Origin of the sequence: Qipengyuania marincola (assembly GCF_029688625.1) — a bacterium.
Lineage (GTDB): Bacteria > Pseudomonadota > Alphaproteobacteria > Sphingomonadales > Sphingomonadaceae > Qipengyuania.
On the sequence record NZ_JARULC010000003.1, the window covers coordinates 376,360 to 392,476 of the forward strand.

Below are 16,117 nucleotides of genomic sequence, written 5' to 3' on the forward strand. Positions count from 1 at the left end.
TGCCCGTTCCGATTAGGTGCTTTCCTTAATCGGCAAGAGCCTCTCGTTGACCACCTTGCCGCCCTGCGTCAGCCGCACGGCCTCGCCGATTTCCGCGTCGAGTACCGGCTTGCCAGCTTCCTCGTCCCAGAAGGCGGAGAGGAAATTGTAGAGGTTGCGCGCGAACAGCGCGGATGCGTCGGCGGCCAGGTGCCCGGCGGTATTCGAATAACCAACGATCTTGACCCCGTGCTTTTCAACCGTTTCGTCCGGCTGCGACCCTTCCACATTACCGCCCTGCGCAACGGCCAGGTCGAAGATGACGCTGCCCTGCTTCATGCTGGCAATCTGCGCGTCGGATATCAGGCGCGGCGCAGGCTTGCCCGGGATCAGAGCCGTGGTGATGACGATGTCCTGCTTGGCGATATGCGAGCTCACCAGTTCGGCCTGTGCCTTCTGGTATTCCTCGCTCATCTCGGTGGCATAGCCGCCGGAGCCTTCGCCCTCGATCCCCTCCACATCCTCGACAAAGACCGCTTTCGCGCCGAGCGACTGGATCTGTTCCCTCGTCGCCGAGCGCACGTCCGTGGCAGAAACCTGCGCGCCGAGGCGCTTGGCCGTCGCGATTGCCTGCAGCCCTGCCACACCCACACCCATTACGAATACCTTTGCCGCCTGCACCGTGCCGGCGGCGGTCATCATCATCGGGAAAGCGCGGCCGTATTCGTTCGCCGCCGTAATCACCGCCTTGTAGCCGGCAAGGTTCGACTGGCTGGAGAGCACGTCCATGCTTTGCGCACGCGTAATGCGCGGCATGAACTCCATCGCCAGCGCCTCGAAGCCGCCTTTCGCATAGGCGTCTACCCGATCGCGTTCGCGAAAAGGATCGAAGGTCGCCGCGACCCAAGCGCCCGGCTTCGCGCCCTCCAACGCCGCCACATCGGGCGCTTGCACGCCCATGACGATATCGGCGTTTTCCACCGCTTTCGGCCCGGGCAGGACCTCTGCCCCAGCCTGCGCATAGTCGTCATCGGCGATCGAGGCGCCAAGCCCTGCGCCCTCCTCCACCGCGACACCCGCCCCCAGAGCGATGAATTTCTTCGCCGTTTCGGGGGTCAGCGCGACCCGGCTTTCACCGGGCGCACGCTCTTTCAGTACCGCTATGCGCATCAAGCGGCGCTTATTCGGAGATCATGACGACGATGATGAGGGCGATGATTGCGATCAGCGGCACGGACCACTTCAGGTTCGCAATGAAGGAGGAATAGGTGCTGCTGTGCGCTTTCATGTCGTTAGCGCTGTGTGCCTTCATGTCGTCGGCGGAATCCATGGCGATACCTCTGATAGGATTTTGATGTTGGAACCGGTCTATCGCGAGGCCGGGGCGTGCTCAAGCCCCCGCGCGCACTCGCCGAGCACAACAGGCTTAATCAGGTCTTTACCCAGACGCGCTATATCGCGATGATACCGGCTCGCAACGGGCCGCAACTCTAAGGGAGTGTTGCAGGAAATCATGGCAAGCGAGGCAACACGTCTGCTGATGCTCATCGATGACGATGCGGCACAGAGCCGTCTGGTCAGCGCGCTTGCCACACGCGAAGGCTGGCGCACGCTGACGGTCGCTTCGGGTGACGAGGCGAAGAAGGCGCTCGCTTCCAAGGACGGAGCCGACGTGCGCGGCATCCTGCTCGACCAGCGCGTGCCCGGCGATGCGGCGAGCGAATTGATCCGCGACATCCGCAGCGCCCGGCCCGACGTGCCGATACTCATGCTCACGGCAAGTACATCCCCGCTTCTCGCGGTGGAGGCGATGCGGGCCGGAGCCACCGACTATCTCATCCAGCCGGTCGATCCCGATCGCCTGATGGCTGCATTGCGCAGTGCGACCCGTGCAGAAGCTCCGCGCAACGAACTGCAGCCAATGACGGAGAAACTGGCCGCCGATCTCGATTTCGACGCGATGGTCGGTACAGCCGCCCTGTTCCGCACCGCACTGGCCAAGGCAGCCACCGCAGCGCGCGGCCATGGCCATGTGCTGGTCGAAGGTGAAAGCGGGACAGGCAAGGAAATGCTGATGCGCGCGATGCATGCCGCATCGACCCGCTCGAAGGCGAAGATGAAGCTGGTGGGTTGCGGCGCGATGCCTGCGACCTCGCTGGAATCGCTGGTCTTCGGGCACGAGAAAGGCGCCTTCGCCGGTGCCTTCGACCGGCAGACCGGGCTGCTCGAGCACTGCGACGGGGGCACGTTGATCCTCGACGATATCGACCGCATGGATCTGCCACTTCAGGAACGGCTGGCAAACGTCCTCGAAACCGGGATCGTTCGCCCGACCGGCGCCGCGCACGGCTTCAAGATCGATGTGCGTATCTTCGCCTCGATCGAACCGATGGCCGACGAGGAGCTGGACACCGGCCGCTTTTCCAAACGCCTGTTCGACGTTCTTTCGACCACCCGGATCGCCTTGCCGCCCCTGCGCGAGCGGATGGGGGATATTCCCGCGCTGACGCGCCACTTCCTGGCCAAGATCGGCGAACAGCCCGGCTTCAGCCATCACTCCATCGCCGATAGCGGGCTGATCCTGCTCGAAGGCTACGATTGGCCAGGCAATGTCAGACAGCTGCAGTCGGTGCTCTACCGCGCTTGCGTGCACGAACAGCGCGAGGCGCTGACGGCACACAGTTTCCCGCAACTCGCGGAATTGCTGGGCGACAGCGCCGACCGGGGCGAAAGCCGTGCGCGCGGTCTGGGCGTCCTGCTTTACACCGACGACGGCAACGTCCGTCCGCTCGAGGAGATCGAGGCCGACATCATCCGCCTCGCCATCGGGCATTATCGGGGCCGCATGACCGAAGTCGCCCGCCGGCTCGGCATCGGCCGCTCGACCCTGTACCGCAAGTTGTCCGAGCTCGGCATCGACAACGCGGCCTGAGCCGCCTAGCCCTAAACCCATGGCAAGACTGGACGGCATGCTGTGCGTCGTGACCGGCGGTGCGCGCGGGATCGGCAAGGCCGTGTGCGAAGCATTTCTGACCGAAAGTGCGCGAGTCGTACTCACCGATATCGACGAAGGCGCAGGTAGGAAAGCAGCCGATGACCTTGGCTGCACCTTCCACCGGCTGGACGTCGCCAGCGAGGCGGACTGGGATGCTTTCGCGCAGGTCTTTCCCGCGATCGACGTGCTGGTCAACAACGCCGGAATCACCGGCTTCGAGGACTCGCCCGGCCCGCACGATCCCGAGCATGCCAGTCTCGCCGAGTGGCACCGGGTCCATGCGGTCAATACCGACGGCTGCTTTCTCGGGTGCCGCTATGCCTTGCGCGCGATGCGGCCCAAAAAGGCCGGCTCGATCATCAACATGTCCTCGCGCTCCGGCATCGTCGGCATTCCCGGCGCGGCGGCCTATGCCGCCAGCAAGGCGGCGATCCGCAACCATTCCAAATCCGTCGCGCTCTACGCCGCGCAGAACGGCTGGGCGATCCGCTGCAACTCGGTCCACCCCGCCGCCGTGCTCACCCCGATGTGGGAGACGCTGCTTGGCGACGGACCGGACCTCGAGGAGCGCAAGGCCGCCATGGTCAAGGACACGCCCCTGAAGCGCTTCGGCACGGTCGAGGAGGTCGCCGCGCTGTGCGTCTACCTCGCCAGCGCCGAGAGCGGCTACATGACCGGCGCCGAACTCACGCTCGACGGGGGCCTGCTGGCCGGGAGCGCAGCCTCGCCGGGAGACTAGCCCGGCAGGTCCGCGAAGTCGGTCAGCGCCGCATCGCGCAGGCCCCGCCACACGTTTCTCGCCTGGACGGTTTCCGGCACATCATGAACGCGGTGGAGCTGGACCCCGGCGTCCATGCCCTTCACTGCCAGCGTCACGCTGCCGCCCAGGCGCGCATTGGTCTCGGCCTCATGCGAGAGCGCGCCGATCATCCGTTTGCGGCTCGCGCCGAGCAGCAGCGGGTGGCCGAGTGCGTGGAACAGCGGCAGCGCGTTGATCAACGCAAGGTTCTCGGCGAGCGATTTGCCGAAGCCGATGCCGGGGTCGAGCAGGATGTTGCGGGCCTCGATGCCTGCCTCGAGCGCCGCATCGCGGCGGCCACGCAGTGCATCGAACACGTCGAACACCACATTGGCATAGTCCCCGCCCTCATGCAGGTCCTCGCCGCTGCCGGGCGCGTGCATCAGCACCACCGGCACGCCGGCGCGCGCGACCACTTCGGCAGCGCGCGGATCGTGGGTCAGGCCGCTGACGTCGTTGACCAGCGTCGCGCCTGCATCGAGCGCCGCCTCGATCACCGCCGCCTTGCGCGTGTCGACGCTGACGGCCGCGCCCATCGCCGCGCAGGCCTCGATCGCCGGGACGACGCGCGCGATCTCGTCGCCTTCCCACACGGGCTTGGCACCGGGTCGCGTGCTTTCCCCGCCCACGTCGATGATCGAGGCGCCCGCCTCCACCATCGCCGCGGCGTGCTCGCGTGCGGCTTCCGGACTGTCATGTGCGCCACCGTCGCTGAAGCTGTCGGGCGTCATGTTGAGGATGCCCATCACCTGCGGCTGGTCGAGGCGGATCGTGCGCGCACCCAGCTCCAGCGCCGGATGCGCGAGCGTGAGGTTGGCCCATTGCGCTTCCGCATCACCCGCCACGTCGTCGGGCAACTGTCCCAGCACCTCGGCCATCGTATCGGGCGCAGCCAACCAGCGGTCGACCACTTCGCCGCCCCCCTGCTTGTCGACGCGCCGCAGGATGACCGCAAAACGGCTGGCATAGACCATGCTTCCGGCAAGCCGGATGGCATTGCCATGCTCGGCCTGCGGACCGGATACGAAGCCGATGGGGCGGATGTAGGCATGTTGGATCATTGTTGGAAAGCCTCAGGGCAAGCACCGCGACATGGACCGCATGTTACACGGTCCTGGGGAAGAAAAGTTGAATTGCAGCGCGGTGGTCGCATGGTGAGGGGGAGAAGGAAAGCAGCTCTGGAGTTCATGCCCGCCTGACTAGGCCAGGCAAGCCCTGTAGGACAGCCCGGCTGTCAGGCACCGATCACGATATCGCATTCGACACCCGTTCGCGGGTAGCGCATGTCCACTCGCCCCATAGTTCCGAGAGCATCGGAAATCAGCAACGACCCGAAGCCGCCCGCATTCCTGTTCTCGACCGGCGGACCGTCGATCTCACGCCACTCGATCTGCAGCGCACCTTTCTGCTGGTCTATCCGCACCGTCACGCGTCCGGCGTCGTTCGACAGCGCCCCGTATTTCAGCGCATTTGTGATCAATTCGTGGAAGACCAGCGCCAGGCCCTGTCCGGTCGTGCCGGACAGGGAATGTTCGCCGATGATATCGACCGAAATGCGGTCTTCCAGCTCGGGAAAGGCGGCCAGCTCGGCCTCCAGTATCTCGCTCGGACACAGGGCAGCGGAATCGTCGCTCACGAGCAGTTTGTGACTGCGTGCCAATGCCCCTACCCGACCTTCCAGCGCATTTGCGAAAGTCGCAATATCGCCGGCCTTGCGCGACGATAGCCGCACGATCGACTTGATGATCGACAGCATGTTCCGCACGCGGTGGTTGAGCTCGTCGGTCAGCAGCCTCAGCCGCGACTCCCGCTGCTTGGTATCGGTAATGTCGATGACGTGACCAATCAGCTTGTACGGTTCGCCATCGTCCCCCAGAAGCGGGCGCCCCGCAGCACTGATCCATCGTTTCTCGCCGGCAGCCGTGACGATAGCACAGTCGAAGGCCCATTCCGTTCCCGACGCGATCGCCTCTTGTTGAAGCTGCGCAATTCGCTCGCGTTCGTCGGGGACGACGTGATCGAGAAATCTCTCGTAGGTCCACTCGACGGGCGACTGGTCATACCCGAAAATCTGGTCGTGATGAAAGTTTCGGATGGCCCGCCCCGAAGCGAGATCGAGCTCCCAGATCCCTATGTGCGCCGTATTTAGAATCAGGCGAAGGTGATCGGCGCTTAAATTGTCGAATGGCCTGAGGTCCGTCATTGCCGGCGTTCTAACACGGGCACAGCGAGTGTCACCCGCTCAAACGACCCTGCGTATTTGTCAGCCGTCCTGCGCGAGCAGATGCGCGGCGAAGGCTCGCGCCGCAAAAGTGGTCTGGCCGGCCAGGCAGATCGCTTTCCCATTGGAAAAAGCCGGGCAAGAGGCGCTTTTAGACCGAAGGTTGCCCAATGAAAAAAGCCCCGGCGCAAACCGGGGCTTTTCTCGTTCAGGCAGTCGGTGCGACGATCAGAAGCCGAGCTGGTCGCCCGTGATACGCACACCGGCGTAGAAGAACCGGCCAAGAGCGCTGACCGGATAGAAGGTCAGGCCGACATCGGGTTCCTGGTCGAAGATGTTGTTCACCCCGACGTAGAAGCTCATGTCGTCTTCGGTCGTCCAGCGCAGCTGCATGTCATGCTGGAACTTCGCATCGATCTTGATGAATTCCGGTGCCACGATGTCCGGATCGGCCTCGATCGTGCGACGAGCAAAGCGCAGCGTCTCGTCCCAGTAGTTGATGCCGTAGTTGAAGTTGAAGTTGTCGAGCGTCCAGTTGAAGTCGAAGTTCACCTGCCATTCCGGCGCGCCCTGCACCCCGGCATTCTCGATGATGTCAGCTCCCGGTGTGCCCTGCGTCTTCAGCTCGATCAGGTGGTTGCCCACCACGCTGAAGTTGAACGTCCCGAGATTGTCCGTCGGCTGACGATAGCGCAGCGAGAAGTCGATCCCCTTGGTGGAGAACGCGGCCACGTTCTGCGGACGCAGGGTGAAGCCGCTGACGATCCCGGCATCGTTCGGGTCGAAGCCTGCACCGACCGGCGTACGATCGATATTGTCGCAGAATTCGTTGTCGAGCGTTGCAGCATCCACGCACAGTTCAAGCAGCGTGTTGGCCGACGGGGTGGAGATCGCATCCTCGATTTCCACGTCGTAGTAGTCGGCGGACATCACCAGGCCCGGAATGAAGCTCGGCTGGAAGATCGCACCCAGAGTGATCGTCTTCGCGGTTTCCTCGCTCAGGTCGAGATTGCCGGTGCTGAGGCCCGGCAGGCTGACCCCGGCGTCGCCGGTGAACGTCGCGATCTGCGCATCTGTCAGGCCGAGACCCGACAGCAGCGCGACGCAGTTGGCTTCGCGCGTGGCGCTGCCATTGTCGCGATTGTCGAATGCACACGGATCGTCGATGAAGGCGAAGGTCTGGTTCGACGGCGAGAACAGTTCGCCGATGTTCGGCGCGCGAACCGCCTGCGCATAGGTGCCGCGGACGCGGAAGTCGGCGATCGGCGCGTAGACCAGGCCGCCCTGGTAGGTGAAGGTCGTGCCGACGGTCGAGTATTCCGATACGCGCGCCGCACCGTTGACGGTCAGTTCGTAGAAGCCCGGGCGGTCCTGCACGATCGGCACGCGCACTTCGGCGAAGCCCTCGTAGACGTCGAACGAGCCGGTTTCCGGGAACAGGGCGTTACCGAAGGTCAGGCCGGTGGTGTTGACCGGATCGGGAATGCTTTCGCTGATTTCCTTGCGATATTCGGCACCGAGCGCGAAGCCGATCGGATCGCCCCAAAGTGCGAAACCGTCACCGAAATCGCCGCTGAATGCCGCGGTAGCGACATGCTGCTTGATGGTGCTGGTATCGACCGCCGTGGTGTTGATGAAGGCGAGCGATGCCGGATCCTGATTGTTCGAGAACAGGTTGAAGGGCACGCAGCCGCTGTTCGCACCGGGCGTGAAGGACAGGGTGTCGAAATCGTCGAAGAAGAAAGCGCCGGTGACGTTCTGGTTGGAACTGGTCGCATCGCCGGTCAGGTTCGAACGGCAGACGATGTTGCCATTGGGCGTGCCGGTCAGGAATTCCCCTTCGTCGACCGCGTCGAGCGCCGCAAAGAAGCGGTCATTGAAGCGGGTGTTCGTCTGGCGAATGACATTGTCCGACTGGCCATAGACATAGGAAGCGTCGAAGCGGATCGTGTCGGTGATGTCGGCTTCGATGCCGGCAACGCCGCGATAGGTCTCACGGCGGTTGTCTTCACCGCGACGGCCAAGATCGAGGTTGTCGCGGCCGGTCACCAGCACGATGTCGAGGAAGTCGAACGCGTTCACTGCCGGGTCGTTGATGTTGGCGGGGATGAACGGGTTGTCGGTCGGCACGCCGATGAAGAAGTCGAAGGTCGGCTGGCCGAAGGATTCGGAATCGACCCGGGCGTACTTGCCCTCGGCAAAGAAGCGAACGCTGTCGGTCAGCTCGTAGCTGAAGAGCAGGTTGCCGATGTAGCGATCGAGGTTCGGCAGGATTTCGCCGCTATAGGTCGACACCGGGGTACCCGAGCCGCCGCTCTCGAAGAAGCTGCCGAGGAAGGTGCCCGGGATATAGGGACGGCCGTCACCGAGGAAATCGGGCAGGAAATCGAAATCGGTGTCGATCGCGCTGATCGGGCTCGAGTCGAGATAGTTCACGTCCGACGCGAGAATCCGATCGGGGATGTTGGGATCGTCGGCCAGATCGTCCTGATTGTCGAAGAAGGCCCGGAAGCTCGGCCCGAACGCACGGCGATCCGACAACAGCAGACGGTCGTCATGGCCATACTCGACATTGGCAGCGATATTGCCGCGGCCGCCGGCGAAGTTGGTGCCGATGGTTGCCGAAACGAAGCTGGAATTGCCGTCACCCTTTTCCGAAATGCCGGTCTGGGCCCGGACGGTGAAGCCTTCGAAGTCGCGCTTGGTGACGAAGTTCACGACGCCGCTGACAGCGTCCGCGCCGTAAATCGCCGATGCACCGCCGGTAACGATGTCGATCCGTTCAATCAGGTCGATCGGGATCGAGTTCGTATCGACCGAGGACGAACCGGGGACTGCCGCAACGTGACGGCGGCCATCGATCAGCGTCAGCGTCCGCTGCGTGCCGAGGTTGCGCAGATCGAGCAGGTTGAGACCAACGCCGCCGATCCCGGCATTGGCACCGGAACCGTCGTTGGAGTTGTACGATCCGGTAAGCGCCGGAGCTTCGGTGAGGAAGTCGGTGAGGTTGGTCACGCCGCTGTTCTGGATGGCGGTGTCGTCGATCGCGACCACGGGGCTTGCGAAGTCGTATTCGCGTGTGCGGATGCGCGTTCCGGAGACGACGATGGCATTCTGCTCGACTGCACCAGCGACATCGTCGCAATCACCGTCAGCGTTTTCGTCGAGGCAGGTTTCGTCCTCTGCAACATCCTGCGCCTGCACCGTCATCGGAGCAACCAGTGCGAGCACGGCAGCGCTTGCCAGCATCGCGCGCTTGCCCTGGTGAATCGACGTGAATTTCATAAAGCGTCCCTCATCAGCTAATCGGAGAATTTGATCGCCGCCCGCTAGCATGTGTGAAGGACGTGACCACGATTTCTTGACTGTGCCGAGGCAACTGGCCGACAAGTGTGGCAGTTTCGCCACGGCAGAAAGCCGCGGATTTGCAGCGCAGCTGCGCGCGATGGAGCTTGCGACCGCCGCCAAGCAGATCGCAAAATTCCATTAGTCACACTGGGAAAAAAGCCCCCGGCACCTTGCAGATGCCGAGGGCCAAAGTCGAAGTCACCCTACGGATTTGCAGGGTGCCCTTCGGGTCGCTTCTGAATTCTTTCAGATATTCGGGATTCTCATTCGCGCGGCCCGGAGGCGGTTCGCAGAGCGCCCTCGACGAGCGCCCTGCCGGCTTCGCTTTCTGCCGCAAGATCGATGGGCCTCTGTTCGAGCGCGGAATGATGGCTGTTCATGAAGCTGATCCCCTCGTCGCGGCCAAGGGCCAGAATCGCGCTGCGGGTGATTTCGCGTTGCCTTAGAGTGGCGGAACGAGAAAGGCCGCAAGGCCCTTCGCCGCTTGCGTTCACGACCCCTGGCCGGCAGTCCGCGCGGAATTCAGGCTTGCCAGGAGCGCATCCTTGCTCGCCCTGGCGGTCCATGCGAGAGCAGCGGCGGCCCCGAGGGTGGTCTGGAATTGCGCGATTTCGTCTGCAAGCCTTGCAGCGTCGGAAAGGCAACGATCGCGGAACCCGTCCGAAATCGCCGTGTCCGCGCGCATCTGCGCAGCCTGATGGTCCGAATAAAGCTTGTTGAGGTCCATGATCGTCTCCCGGAAGATAAGCGGGAGCGCGGTTCGTCTCTCAGTCGCAGCTGCTATGATGGTACGCTGCAATGGCCGGCTGGTAGCAGACCAGCGCCAATCTGTCCCGAATTCTTTTCCTGAAGGATCGTTAGGTGTTTGCCACCAGGCATGGTAGGAGGCCTTGCTGACGTCGAAATTTGCGACGGACTTCGGATTTTGACGACCGCCGCTTGCCTTCACTGGCCCCGGCGCAAACCAGACAACGACTTCCTTTCATCGGACGATTTGATGCACGACCGCACCGCATGTCGCGGCGCGGCAACCCATGCGTTCTCGAAAGGAACACACATGAGCAAGACCGGAACCGTAAAATTCTTCAACGCCGACAAGGGCTATGGCTTCATCCAGCCCGACGATGGCTCGGATGACAGCTTCGTCCACATCAGCGCAGTGCAGGCCGCCGGCATGCAGACGCTCGATAAGGAACAGCGTCTCAACTACGAAGTCGAGACCGGTCGCAATGGCAAGGCCAGCGCGGTCAACCTGTCGGCAGCAGACTAAACCAGCCCAGAACCCCTGCGCGCCGGTTGATGCCGGCGCGCAGGATCCCTCCCCTGTTTGTCAGAGAGCATCGACCCCATGAAGCAGACCTTTGAATTCTACGATGCTCGCGCACGCGAAGCTGCAACGCATGCGGAGGAGGCTACGCTCGACAATGTGAAGGCACTCAATCTCCGGGCGGAAAAGACATGGCGCCTATTGGCCGAGCAAGCCAAGCAAGTCGTCATCCATCGCGCGAAGGTGCTGAAGGAGCGCGAGGCCAGGGAGGCAGGAGAAGCCAGCGACCTGCGCTGACGCAAGTCCCTCGCTCCTCGCGAATTAATCCTCCACTGCCAGCAGGTACAGCTGCCGCGCGGCGTCGATCGGTTTCACCTCGCCGCCGTTTTCATAGTGCCAGAAGGTCCAGCCATTGCAGCTCGGCGCGCCCTGCAGGTCCTTGCCGAGGCCGTGAATGCTGCCGGTCTGCTTGCCGCACGCCAGCGATCCGTCCGCGCGGACCGTTGCCGTCCAGCGACGCTTCTTGTCGAACACTTCGGTGCCCGGCTTGAGATAGCCGTTCTCGACCAGCGCGCCGAAGGCAACCTTGGGTGCGCTGCGGCCCGCCTGCATGGTGGTGAGCGCGCTTTCGTCCAGCGGAAGTTCCTTGGCGATCCGCTTCAGCGCAGCATCGCGGTAGACGCCTTCGCGCTCGCAGCCGATCCACTGGCGGCCGAGCCGCTTGGCGACCGCGCCGGTGGTTCCGGTGCCGAAGAAGGGATCGAGCACCACGTCGCCTTTCTCCGTGGTGGAGAGGAGCACGCGATAGAGCAGGCTTTCGGGCTTCTGCGTCGGGTGAACCTTGTGGCCGCCCTCCTTCAGCCGCTCCGCCCCGTTGCAGATCGGAAGCACCCAGTCGCTGCGCATCTGGAGTTCGTCATTGAGCGTCTTCATCGCGCGGTAGTTGAAGTGGTATTTCGCCTTCTCGCCTTGCGAACACCACAGCAGCGTCTCATGCGCATTGGTGAAGCGGGTGCCGCGGAAGTTGGGCATGGGGTTGGACTTGCGCCAGACGATGTCGTTGAGGATCCAGAAGCCCAGATCCTGTAGGATCGCGCCAACGCGGTAGATGTTGTGATAGCTGCCGATCACCCACAGCCCGCCATCGGGCTTGAGGATGCGCTTAGCCTCCACCAGCCACGCCCGCGTGAAATCGTCATAGGCCTTGAAGGTATCGAACTTGTCCCAGTCGTCGGTCACAGCATCGACATGGCTGCCATCGGGCCGGTTGAGGTCGCCGCCGAGCTGGAGATTGTAGGGCGGATCGGCGAATATGAGATCGATCGAAGCCGTCGGCAGGCGACGCATCGCCTCCACGCAGTCGCCATCGAGGATCTGGCCGAGCGGCAATTCCCCCGGCGTCTCCAGTGGCAGTTTCACCGCATTTTCGATGCGCTCGGCGCGCAATTTCGCGGTCTCGATGACCCCCATTCGTCCGTCCCCTATGCGTAGTTATCCACAGGGTGAGTCCAAACCGATTCCGCGTCAAGCAGCTTAAAGGTTGCCTATCGGAACCTGCCCATCGAACAGGCAGAAGAACGAAAGGGGACCAACACAAGATGTTGAGTCCCCCGGTTCATGCGGGACTCGACATGAAGGGGTGTGTCGCAAAGGACTCGCTCCATCGGAGAACGGCGAAATTTGCTTGTGGTGCGGTAACGGGTTAGGAACAGTCTGGACTTCGTAAGGGGCGCACCTTGCTACAAACTATGGAAAAGCGGGGCAGCGTCTCCGAGCACTTGCGGATGGCGGTCGCCGTCGGCAACATCGGCTTGTGGGAGCTGGACACGAAGACCGGCGATGCCTGGCGCAATGCCAAGCATGACGAATTGTTCGGCTACGCCCAGCCCCTGCCAAGCTGGACCTATGACGATTTTCTCCGCCACGTGGTGGCGGAAGATCGCGAAGAGGTCGACGAAGCCTATGGCAAGGCCTTGAAAGAACAGCGCGAATGGGCGTTCGAGTGTCGCATCCAGCGCACCGACGGCATGATCCGTCGGATTGCCGCGCATGGTCGCCCGCTTCCGGCAACGGATGGCCAGAACGAACGGCTGATCGGGCATGTCATCGACATCACCGAAACCAAACGCGGTGAAGAACACCTGCGACTGGTGACGGCCGAACTCAATCACCGGTTGATGAATATCATCAGCACGATGCACGGTCTGATCGGAATGGCGGGCCGCGGCGGAGGTGATCCCCGGGATATTGCGGAAAGCTTGCAGCAGCGTCTCGCCGCGCTCGGGCGCAGTCACAATCTCACCTTCCGGGACCGGCGAGCCATGGTGCCGATCCGGCAGGCGCTGCGCGTTGAACGCGATGCAATGCCGGGTGTCGCCAGCCAGGTCATCCTGGAAATCGACGAACGCATGCGCATCGCCGCCCCGCTCGCCGAGAGGCTCATCCTCGTGATCCACGAGCTGGGAACCAACGCGCTGAAATATGGCGCGCTGACTGTCCCCGAAGGCCGCGTCTGCCTCGAGAGCCGCGTCAACGAGGAGGGTGATGTCGAGATAATCTGGCGCGAGGTGAACGGGCCGCAAGCGCACGAGCCCGATAGCGAGGGTTTCGGCAGCAAGCTTATCCGCACCGCTCTCAGCGCCGACGCCAAGGTGGAGCAGACGTTCCCTGAGACAGGCGCGGTCTGCCGAATTATCTTTCCGGCAAAGGCCGTTCAGACCACCGAATGAGGAACCTCAGGCTGCCGCGGGCTTGAGTTCCGGATCGACGCCCGTCAGCTCGATCGATTTCGCCCACAGGCGCGCCGCCAGCAGCGGATCGCGCGCGGTCTTGGTTGCATAGGCCTTGCCCGACGTGCGGCCGCTCATCTCCCTGAGACCCCATGAGCCGTAATAGTCCCCGCCTTCTGCTTGCGGATCGGTCGCTGCCTGCAATGCCGGAACGGCTCCGTTTTCAGCGGTGTTAAGCAGGAAGCCGATCACCGGCGAGAAGATCGAGCCGACCATGCCGAGGTGGCGCTGGATTTCGGTCTGGGCGACGCCCGGATGGCAGGCGAGCGAGGCAACCGGCGAGCTTGCAGCACGCAGCCGCCGGTCGAGCTCGAAGGCGAACAGCAGGTTCGCGAGCTTGCTCTGGGCATAGAACTGGAAGCGCGAATAGCCTTTCGAAGCGTCAAGATTGTCGAAGTCGAGCTTCGCGCCCTTATGCGCGATCGAGGCCTGGCTGACGACGCGCGCGCCGCCGTCTTCCGCCAGCTTGTCGAGCAACAGGCTGGTCAGCGCAAAATGGCCGAGATGGTTGACCGCAAACTGTTGCTCCGCCCCGCCGATCGCATGGCCCAGCGGCGGAATCATTATGCCGGCATTGTTGATCAGCAGGTCGATCTTCGGTTCCTTCTTCGCGAGGTTGGCCGCCTCGCGGATCGAAGCCATGTTCGAGAGGTCGAGCGGGAGAAAATCGAGGTCGGCCTGTTCCGGCCCGCTGGCGATGTCCTTGATCGCGGCGGTCGCCTTGTCGGCATCGCGACAAGCGAGGATCACGCGTGCACCCTTGCGCGCCAGCCCGCGGGCGATCTCAAGCCCGATACCGGTGTTGGCGCCGGTGACGATGGCGGTCTTGCCGCTCTGGTCGGGTACGTCGGAATAGGCAAAGCTCACGCGAACATCTCCATCTGCGATACTGGGGCGAAGCTGCGGCGGTGCAGCGGCGTAGGCCCATATGTTCGCAATGCTTCGAGATGCTCGGCCGTTCCGTAGCCCATGTTGCGCTCCCACCCGTAATGCGGGTGCGCCGTGGCCGCATCGCGCATGATCCGATCGCGATGTTCCTTGGCGATGATGGAGGCGGCGGAGATGCAGGCCTGCTTGCCGTCGCCGCCCACGATCGCGCGCACCTGCGGCCAGCGCCACTCTTCGCGCCGACCATGGGGAGTCATATTGCCGTCGATGAGGATCTCGAGCGGCTCTGCCTTCAGCGCCTCGACCAGCCGCGCTGTGGCGAGTGCCATCGCGAGCATGGTGGCCTGAAAGATATTGAGCCGGTCGATCTCGGCAGGCTCGATCACCGCAATACCCCAGGCGCAATTCGCGAGGATATCCGGCTCCAGCATCGCGCGGCGCCTGGCCGACAGCTTCTTGGAATCGTCGAGACCGGATGGCGGATCGCAGCACAGCACACAGGCGGCTGCAACGACCGGCCCCGCAAGCGGGCCGCGCCCCGCCTCGTCAACGCCAATCACCAGCGGCGCGGCACCAAGTCTGCGTTCGGGTGTTGCACTCAAGACAGAAACGGGAGTTTTGCCGATCATGAAGACGCCTTCGATCCTTTTCGCCACCCTATCGCCCCTCGCCCTGCTCGCAAGCTGCGGCAACGCCTATTCCACCGATGGCGGCGAAACGGCGTCGACCCCGTCACCGACCACGGCGGGCGAATTCGACGGTGATTTCGCCATTACCGAGCATGGGGAATTTAACGAACCCTGGGCGTCGGCATTCATCCCTGGCACGTCGATGCTGTTCATTACCGAGAAGCCGGGCACGGCGAAGATTTACGACACGAACGCCGATCGCCTCATCACAGTCAGCGGTCTGCCTGAGGTCGATTACGGCGGACAGGGCGGCCTTGGCGATGTGGCTTTCCTCCCCTCCGAAAGCGCCGGAACTGTCGGCACGCGCACGATCTATCTCAGTTGGGCTGAGGCTGGCGAAGGCGACACGCGCGGCGCGGTGGTCGGGCGTGGCCAGCTTAATTGCGCCAATGCGACCACGTGCTCTGTCAGCAATCTCGATGTCATCTGGCGCCAGGCCCCCAAAGTGACCGGTCGCGGCCACTATTCCCACCGGATCGTCTTCAGCCCGGACGAGCGATACATGTTCGTTTCCAGTGGCGAGCGGCAAAAGCAGGACCCTGCCCAGAATACCGAGAACACGCTGGGCACCATCGTGCGCCTCAATCTCGACGGCACGGCAGCGGCCGGCAATCCCTTCGCCGACCAGGGCAGCCCGACCGACCAGATCTGGACCTACGGCAATCGCAACATCCTGAGCCTGGATTTCGACAGCGCGGGCCGCTTGTGGGAGATCGAACACGGTCCCGCCGGTGGCGACGAACTCAACCTCGTCCAGCGCGGGGCGAATTACGGTTGGCCGACACGCTCGAACGGTGACAATTACGATGGATCGGATATCCCCGACCACACGCCGGATGACGGCTTCACCAAGCCCGTGATCAGCTGGACGCCCGTGATCGCACCGGGCAACATGGTATTCTACGATGGCGACCTGTTCGAAGGTATGGACGGTGACCTGATCGTGGCCGGCCTGAAGACGCAGGCGCTGATCCGAATCGCCTTCGATGGCGAGCAGGCGCGCGAAGTCGCCCGCTATGACATGGGCAACCGTATTCGCCAGGTCGTCTACGGACCCGATGGCGCGCTGTGGGTGCTTGAAGATGGCGAAGGCGGTCGCCTGCTCGAACTGCGTCCTTCCTGACTTCTGTGGTCCTAAGCCA

At 63.2% G+C, this 16,117-nt stretch carries 15 protein-coding genes; 6 read left to right on the forward strand and 9 right to left on the reverse strand.

The genetic code is table 11. The annotated features are described in order from the left end of the window. Positions 1 to 12: 12 nt before the first annotated feature. Positions 13 to 1,149 (reverse strand): NAD(P) transhydrogenase subunit alpha, encoded by a 1,137-nt coding sequence (locus P8Q88_RS11770; RefSeq protein ID WP_278324025.1) that lies wholly within the window; start codon positions 1,147 to 1,149, stop codon positions 13 to 15. Between the two features lie 10 nt (positions 1,150 to 1,159). Beyond that, positions 1,160 to 1,309, reverse strand: a complete 150-nt coding sequence (locus tag P8Q88_RS11775; protein WP_278324026.1) for an aa3-type cytochrome c oxidase subunit IV — start codon at positions 1,307 to 1,309, stop codon at positions 1,160 to 1,162. Positions 1,310 to 1,492: 183 nt separating this feature from the next. On the opposite strand from P8Q88_RS11775, the gene P8Q88_RS11780 reads away from it, so the two are divergent. Together P8Q88_RS11780 and P8Q88_RS11785 are read left to right on the forward strand one after the other, a co-directional pair. Further along, positions 1,493 to 2,911, forward strand: coding sequence for a sigma-54-dependent transcriptional regulator (locus P8Q88_RS11780; protein WP_278324027.1), 1,419 nt, complete (start codon positions 1,493 to 1,495; stop codon positions 2,909 to 2,911). Between the two features lie 19 nt (positions 2,912 to 2,930). Next, a complete protein-coding gene (locus P8Q88_RS11785) occupies positions 2,931 to 3,713 on the forward strand; it encodes an SDR family NAD(P)-dependent oxidoreductase (protein ID WP_278324028.1) in 783 nt (260 codons plus the stop codon). On the opposite strand, the gene folP is transcribed toward P8Q88_RS11785, so the two are convergent. From folP to P8Q88_RS11805, 4 genes are all read right to left on the reverse strand, one after another. Further along, positions 3,710 to 4,834 carry a dihydropteroate synthase gene (gene folP, locus P8Q88_RS11790; protein ID WP_278324029.1) on the reverse strand — a complete coding sequence of 375 codons (1,125 nt, stop codon included), beginning with the start codon at positions 4,832 to 4,834 and terminating at the stop codon, positions 3,710 to 3,712. The genes P8Q88_RS11785 and folP overlap by 4 nt on opposite strands. Positions 4,835 to 5,007: 173 nt before the next feature. Further along, a complete protein-coding gene (locus P8Q88_RS11795; RefSeq protein WP_278324030.1) occupies positions 5,008 to 5,976 on the reverse strand; it encodes an HWE histidine kinase domain-containing protein in 969 nt (322 codons plus the stop codon). A gap of 246 nt (positions 5,977 to 6,222) precedes the next feature. Further along, positions 6,223 to 9,279 (reverse strand): TonB-dependent receptor domain-containing protein, encoded by a 3,057-nt coding sequence (locus tag P8Q88_RS11800; RefSeq protein ID WP_278324031.1) that lies wholly within the window; start codon positions 9,277 to 9,279, stop codon positions 6,223 to 6,225. Positions 9,280 to 9,832: 553 nt separating this feature from the next. After that, a complete protein-coding gene (locus P8Q88_RS11805) occupies positions 9,833 to 10,069 on the reverse strand; it encodes a hypothetical protein (protein ID WP_278324032.1) in 237 nt (78 codons plus the stop codon). Positions 10,070 to 10,399: 330 nt separating this feature from the next. Here P8Q88_RS11805 and P8Q88_RS11810 point away from each other — a divergent pair, with 330 nt between their 5' ends. Together P8Q88_RS11810 and P8Q88_RS11815 are read left to right on the forward strand one after the other, a co-directional pair. Continuing rightward, the gene (locus P8Q88_RS11810) at positions 10,400 to 10,612 is read left to right on the forward strand and encodes a cold-shock protein (RefSeq protein WP_278324033.1); all 213 of its coding nucleotides are present in this window, start codon (positions 10,400 to 10,402) and stop codon (positions 10,610 to 10,612) included. A gap of 78 nt (positions 10,613 to 10,690) precedes the next feature. Next, on the forward strand, positions 10,691 to 10,906 hold the full coding sequence (locus P8Q88_RS11815; RefSeq protein WP_278324034.1) for a hypothetical protein: 216 nt from the start codon (positions 10,691 to 10,693) through the stop codon (positions 10,904 to 10,906). A gap of 24 nt (positions 10,907 to 10,930) precedes the next feature. On the opposite strand, the gene P8Q88_RS11820 is transcribed toward P8Q88_RS11815, so the two are convergent. Further along, on the reverse strand, positions 10,931 to 12,079 hold the full coding sequence (locus P8Q88_RS11820; protein WP_278324035.1) for a site-specific DNA-methyltransferase: 1,149 nt from the start codon (positions 12,077 to 12,079) through the stop codon (positions 10,931 to 10,933). Positions 12,080 to 12,357: 278 nt separating this feature from the next. Here P8Q88_RS11820 and P8Q88_RS11825 point away from each other — a divergent pair, with 278 nt between their 5' ends. Then, the gene (locus tag P8Q88_RS11825) at positions 12,358 to 13,338 is read left to right on the forward strand and encodes a PAS domain-containing protein (protein ID WP_278324036.1); all 981 of its coding nucleotides are present in this window, start codon (positions 12,358 to 12,360) and stop codon (positions 13,336 to 13,338) included. A gap of 6 nt (positions 13,339 to 13,344) precedes the next feature. Here P8Q88_RS11825 and P8Q88_RS11830 read toward each other — a convergent pair whose 3' ends face one another. After that, positions 13,345 to 14,265 (reverse strand): oxidoreductase, encoded by a 921-nt coding sequence (locus tag P8Q88_RS11830; protein WP_278324037.1) that lies wholly within the window; start codon positions 14,263 to 14,265, stop codon positions 13,345 to 13,347. Beyond that, positions 14,262 to 14,915: a ribonuclease HII gene (gene rnhB, locus P8Q88_RS11835; RefSeq protein WP_278324038.1), complete on the reverse strand. Its 654-nt coding sequence runs from the start codon at positions 14,913 to 14,915 to the stop codon at positions 14,262 to 14,264. The genes P8Q88_RS11830 and rnhB overlap by 4 nt, the downstream gene beginning before the upstream one ends. On the opposite strand from rnhB, the gene P8Q88_RS11840 reads away from it, so the two are divergent. Beyond that, entirely contained in the window at positions 14,914 to 16,098 is a 1,185-nt protein-coding gene (locus tag P8Q88_RS11840) for a PQQ-dependent sugar dehydrogenase (protein ID WP_278324039.1), read from the forward strand. The two genes, rnhB and P8Q88_RS11840, sit on opposite strands and share 2 nt — an antisense overlap. The last annotated feature ends 19 nt before the right edge of the window (positions 16,099 to 16,117 follow it).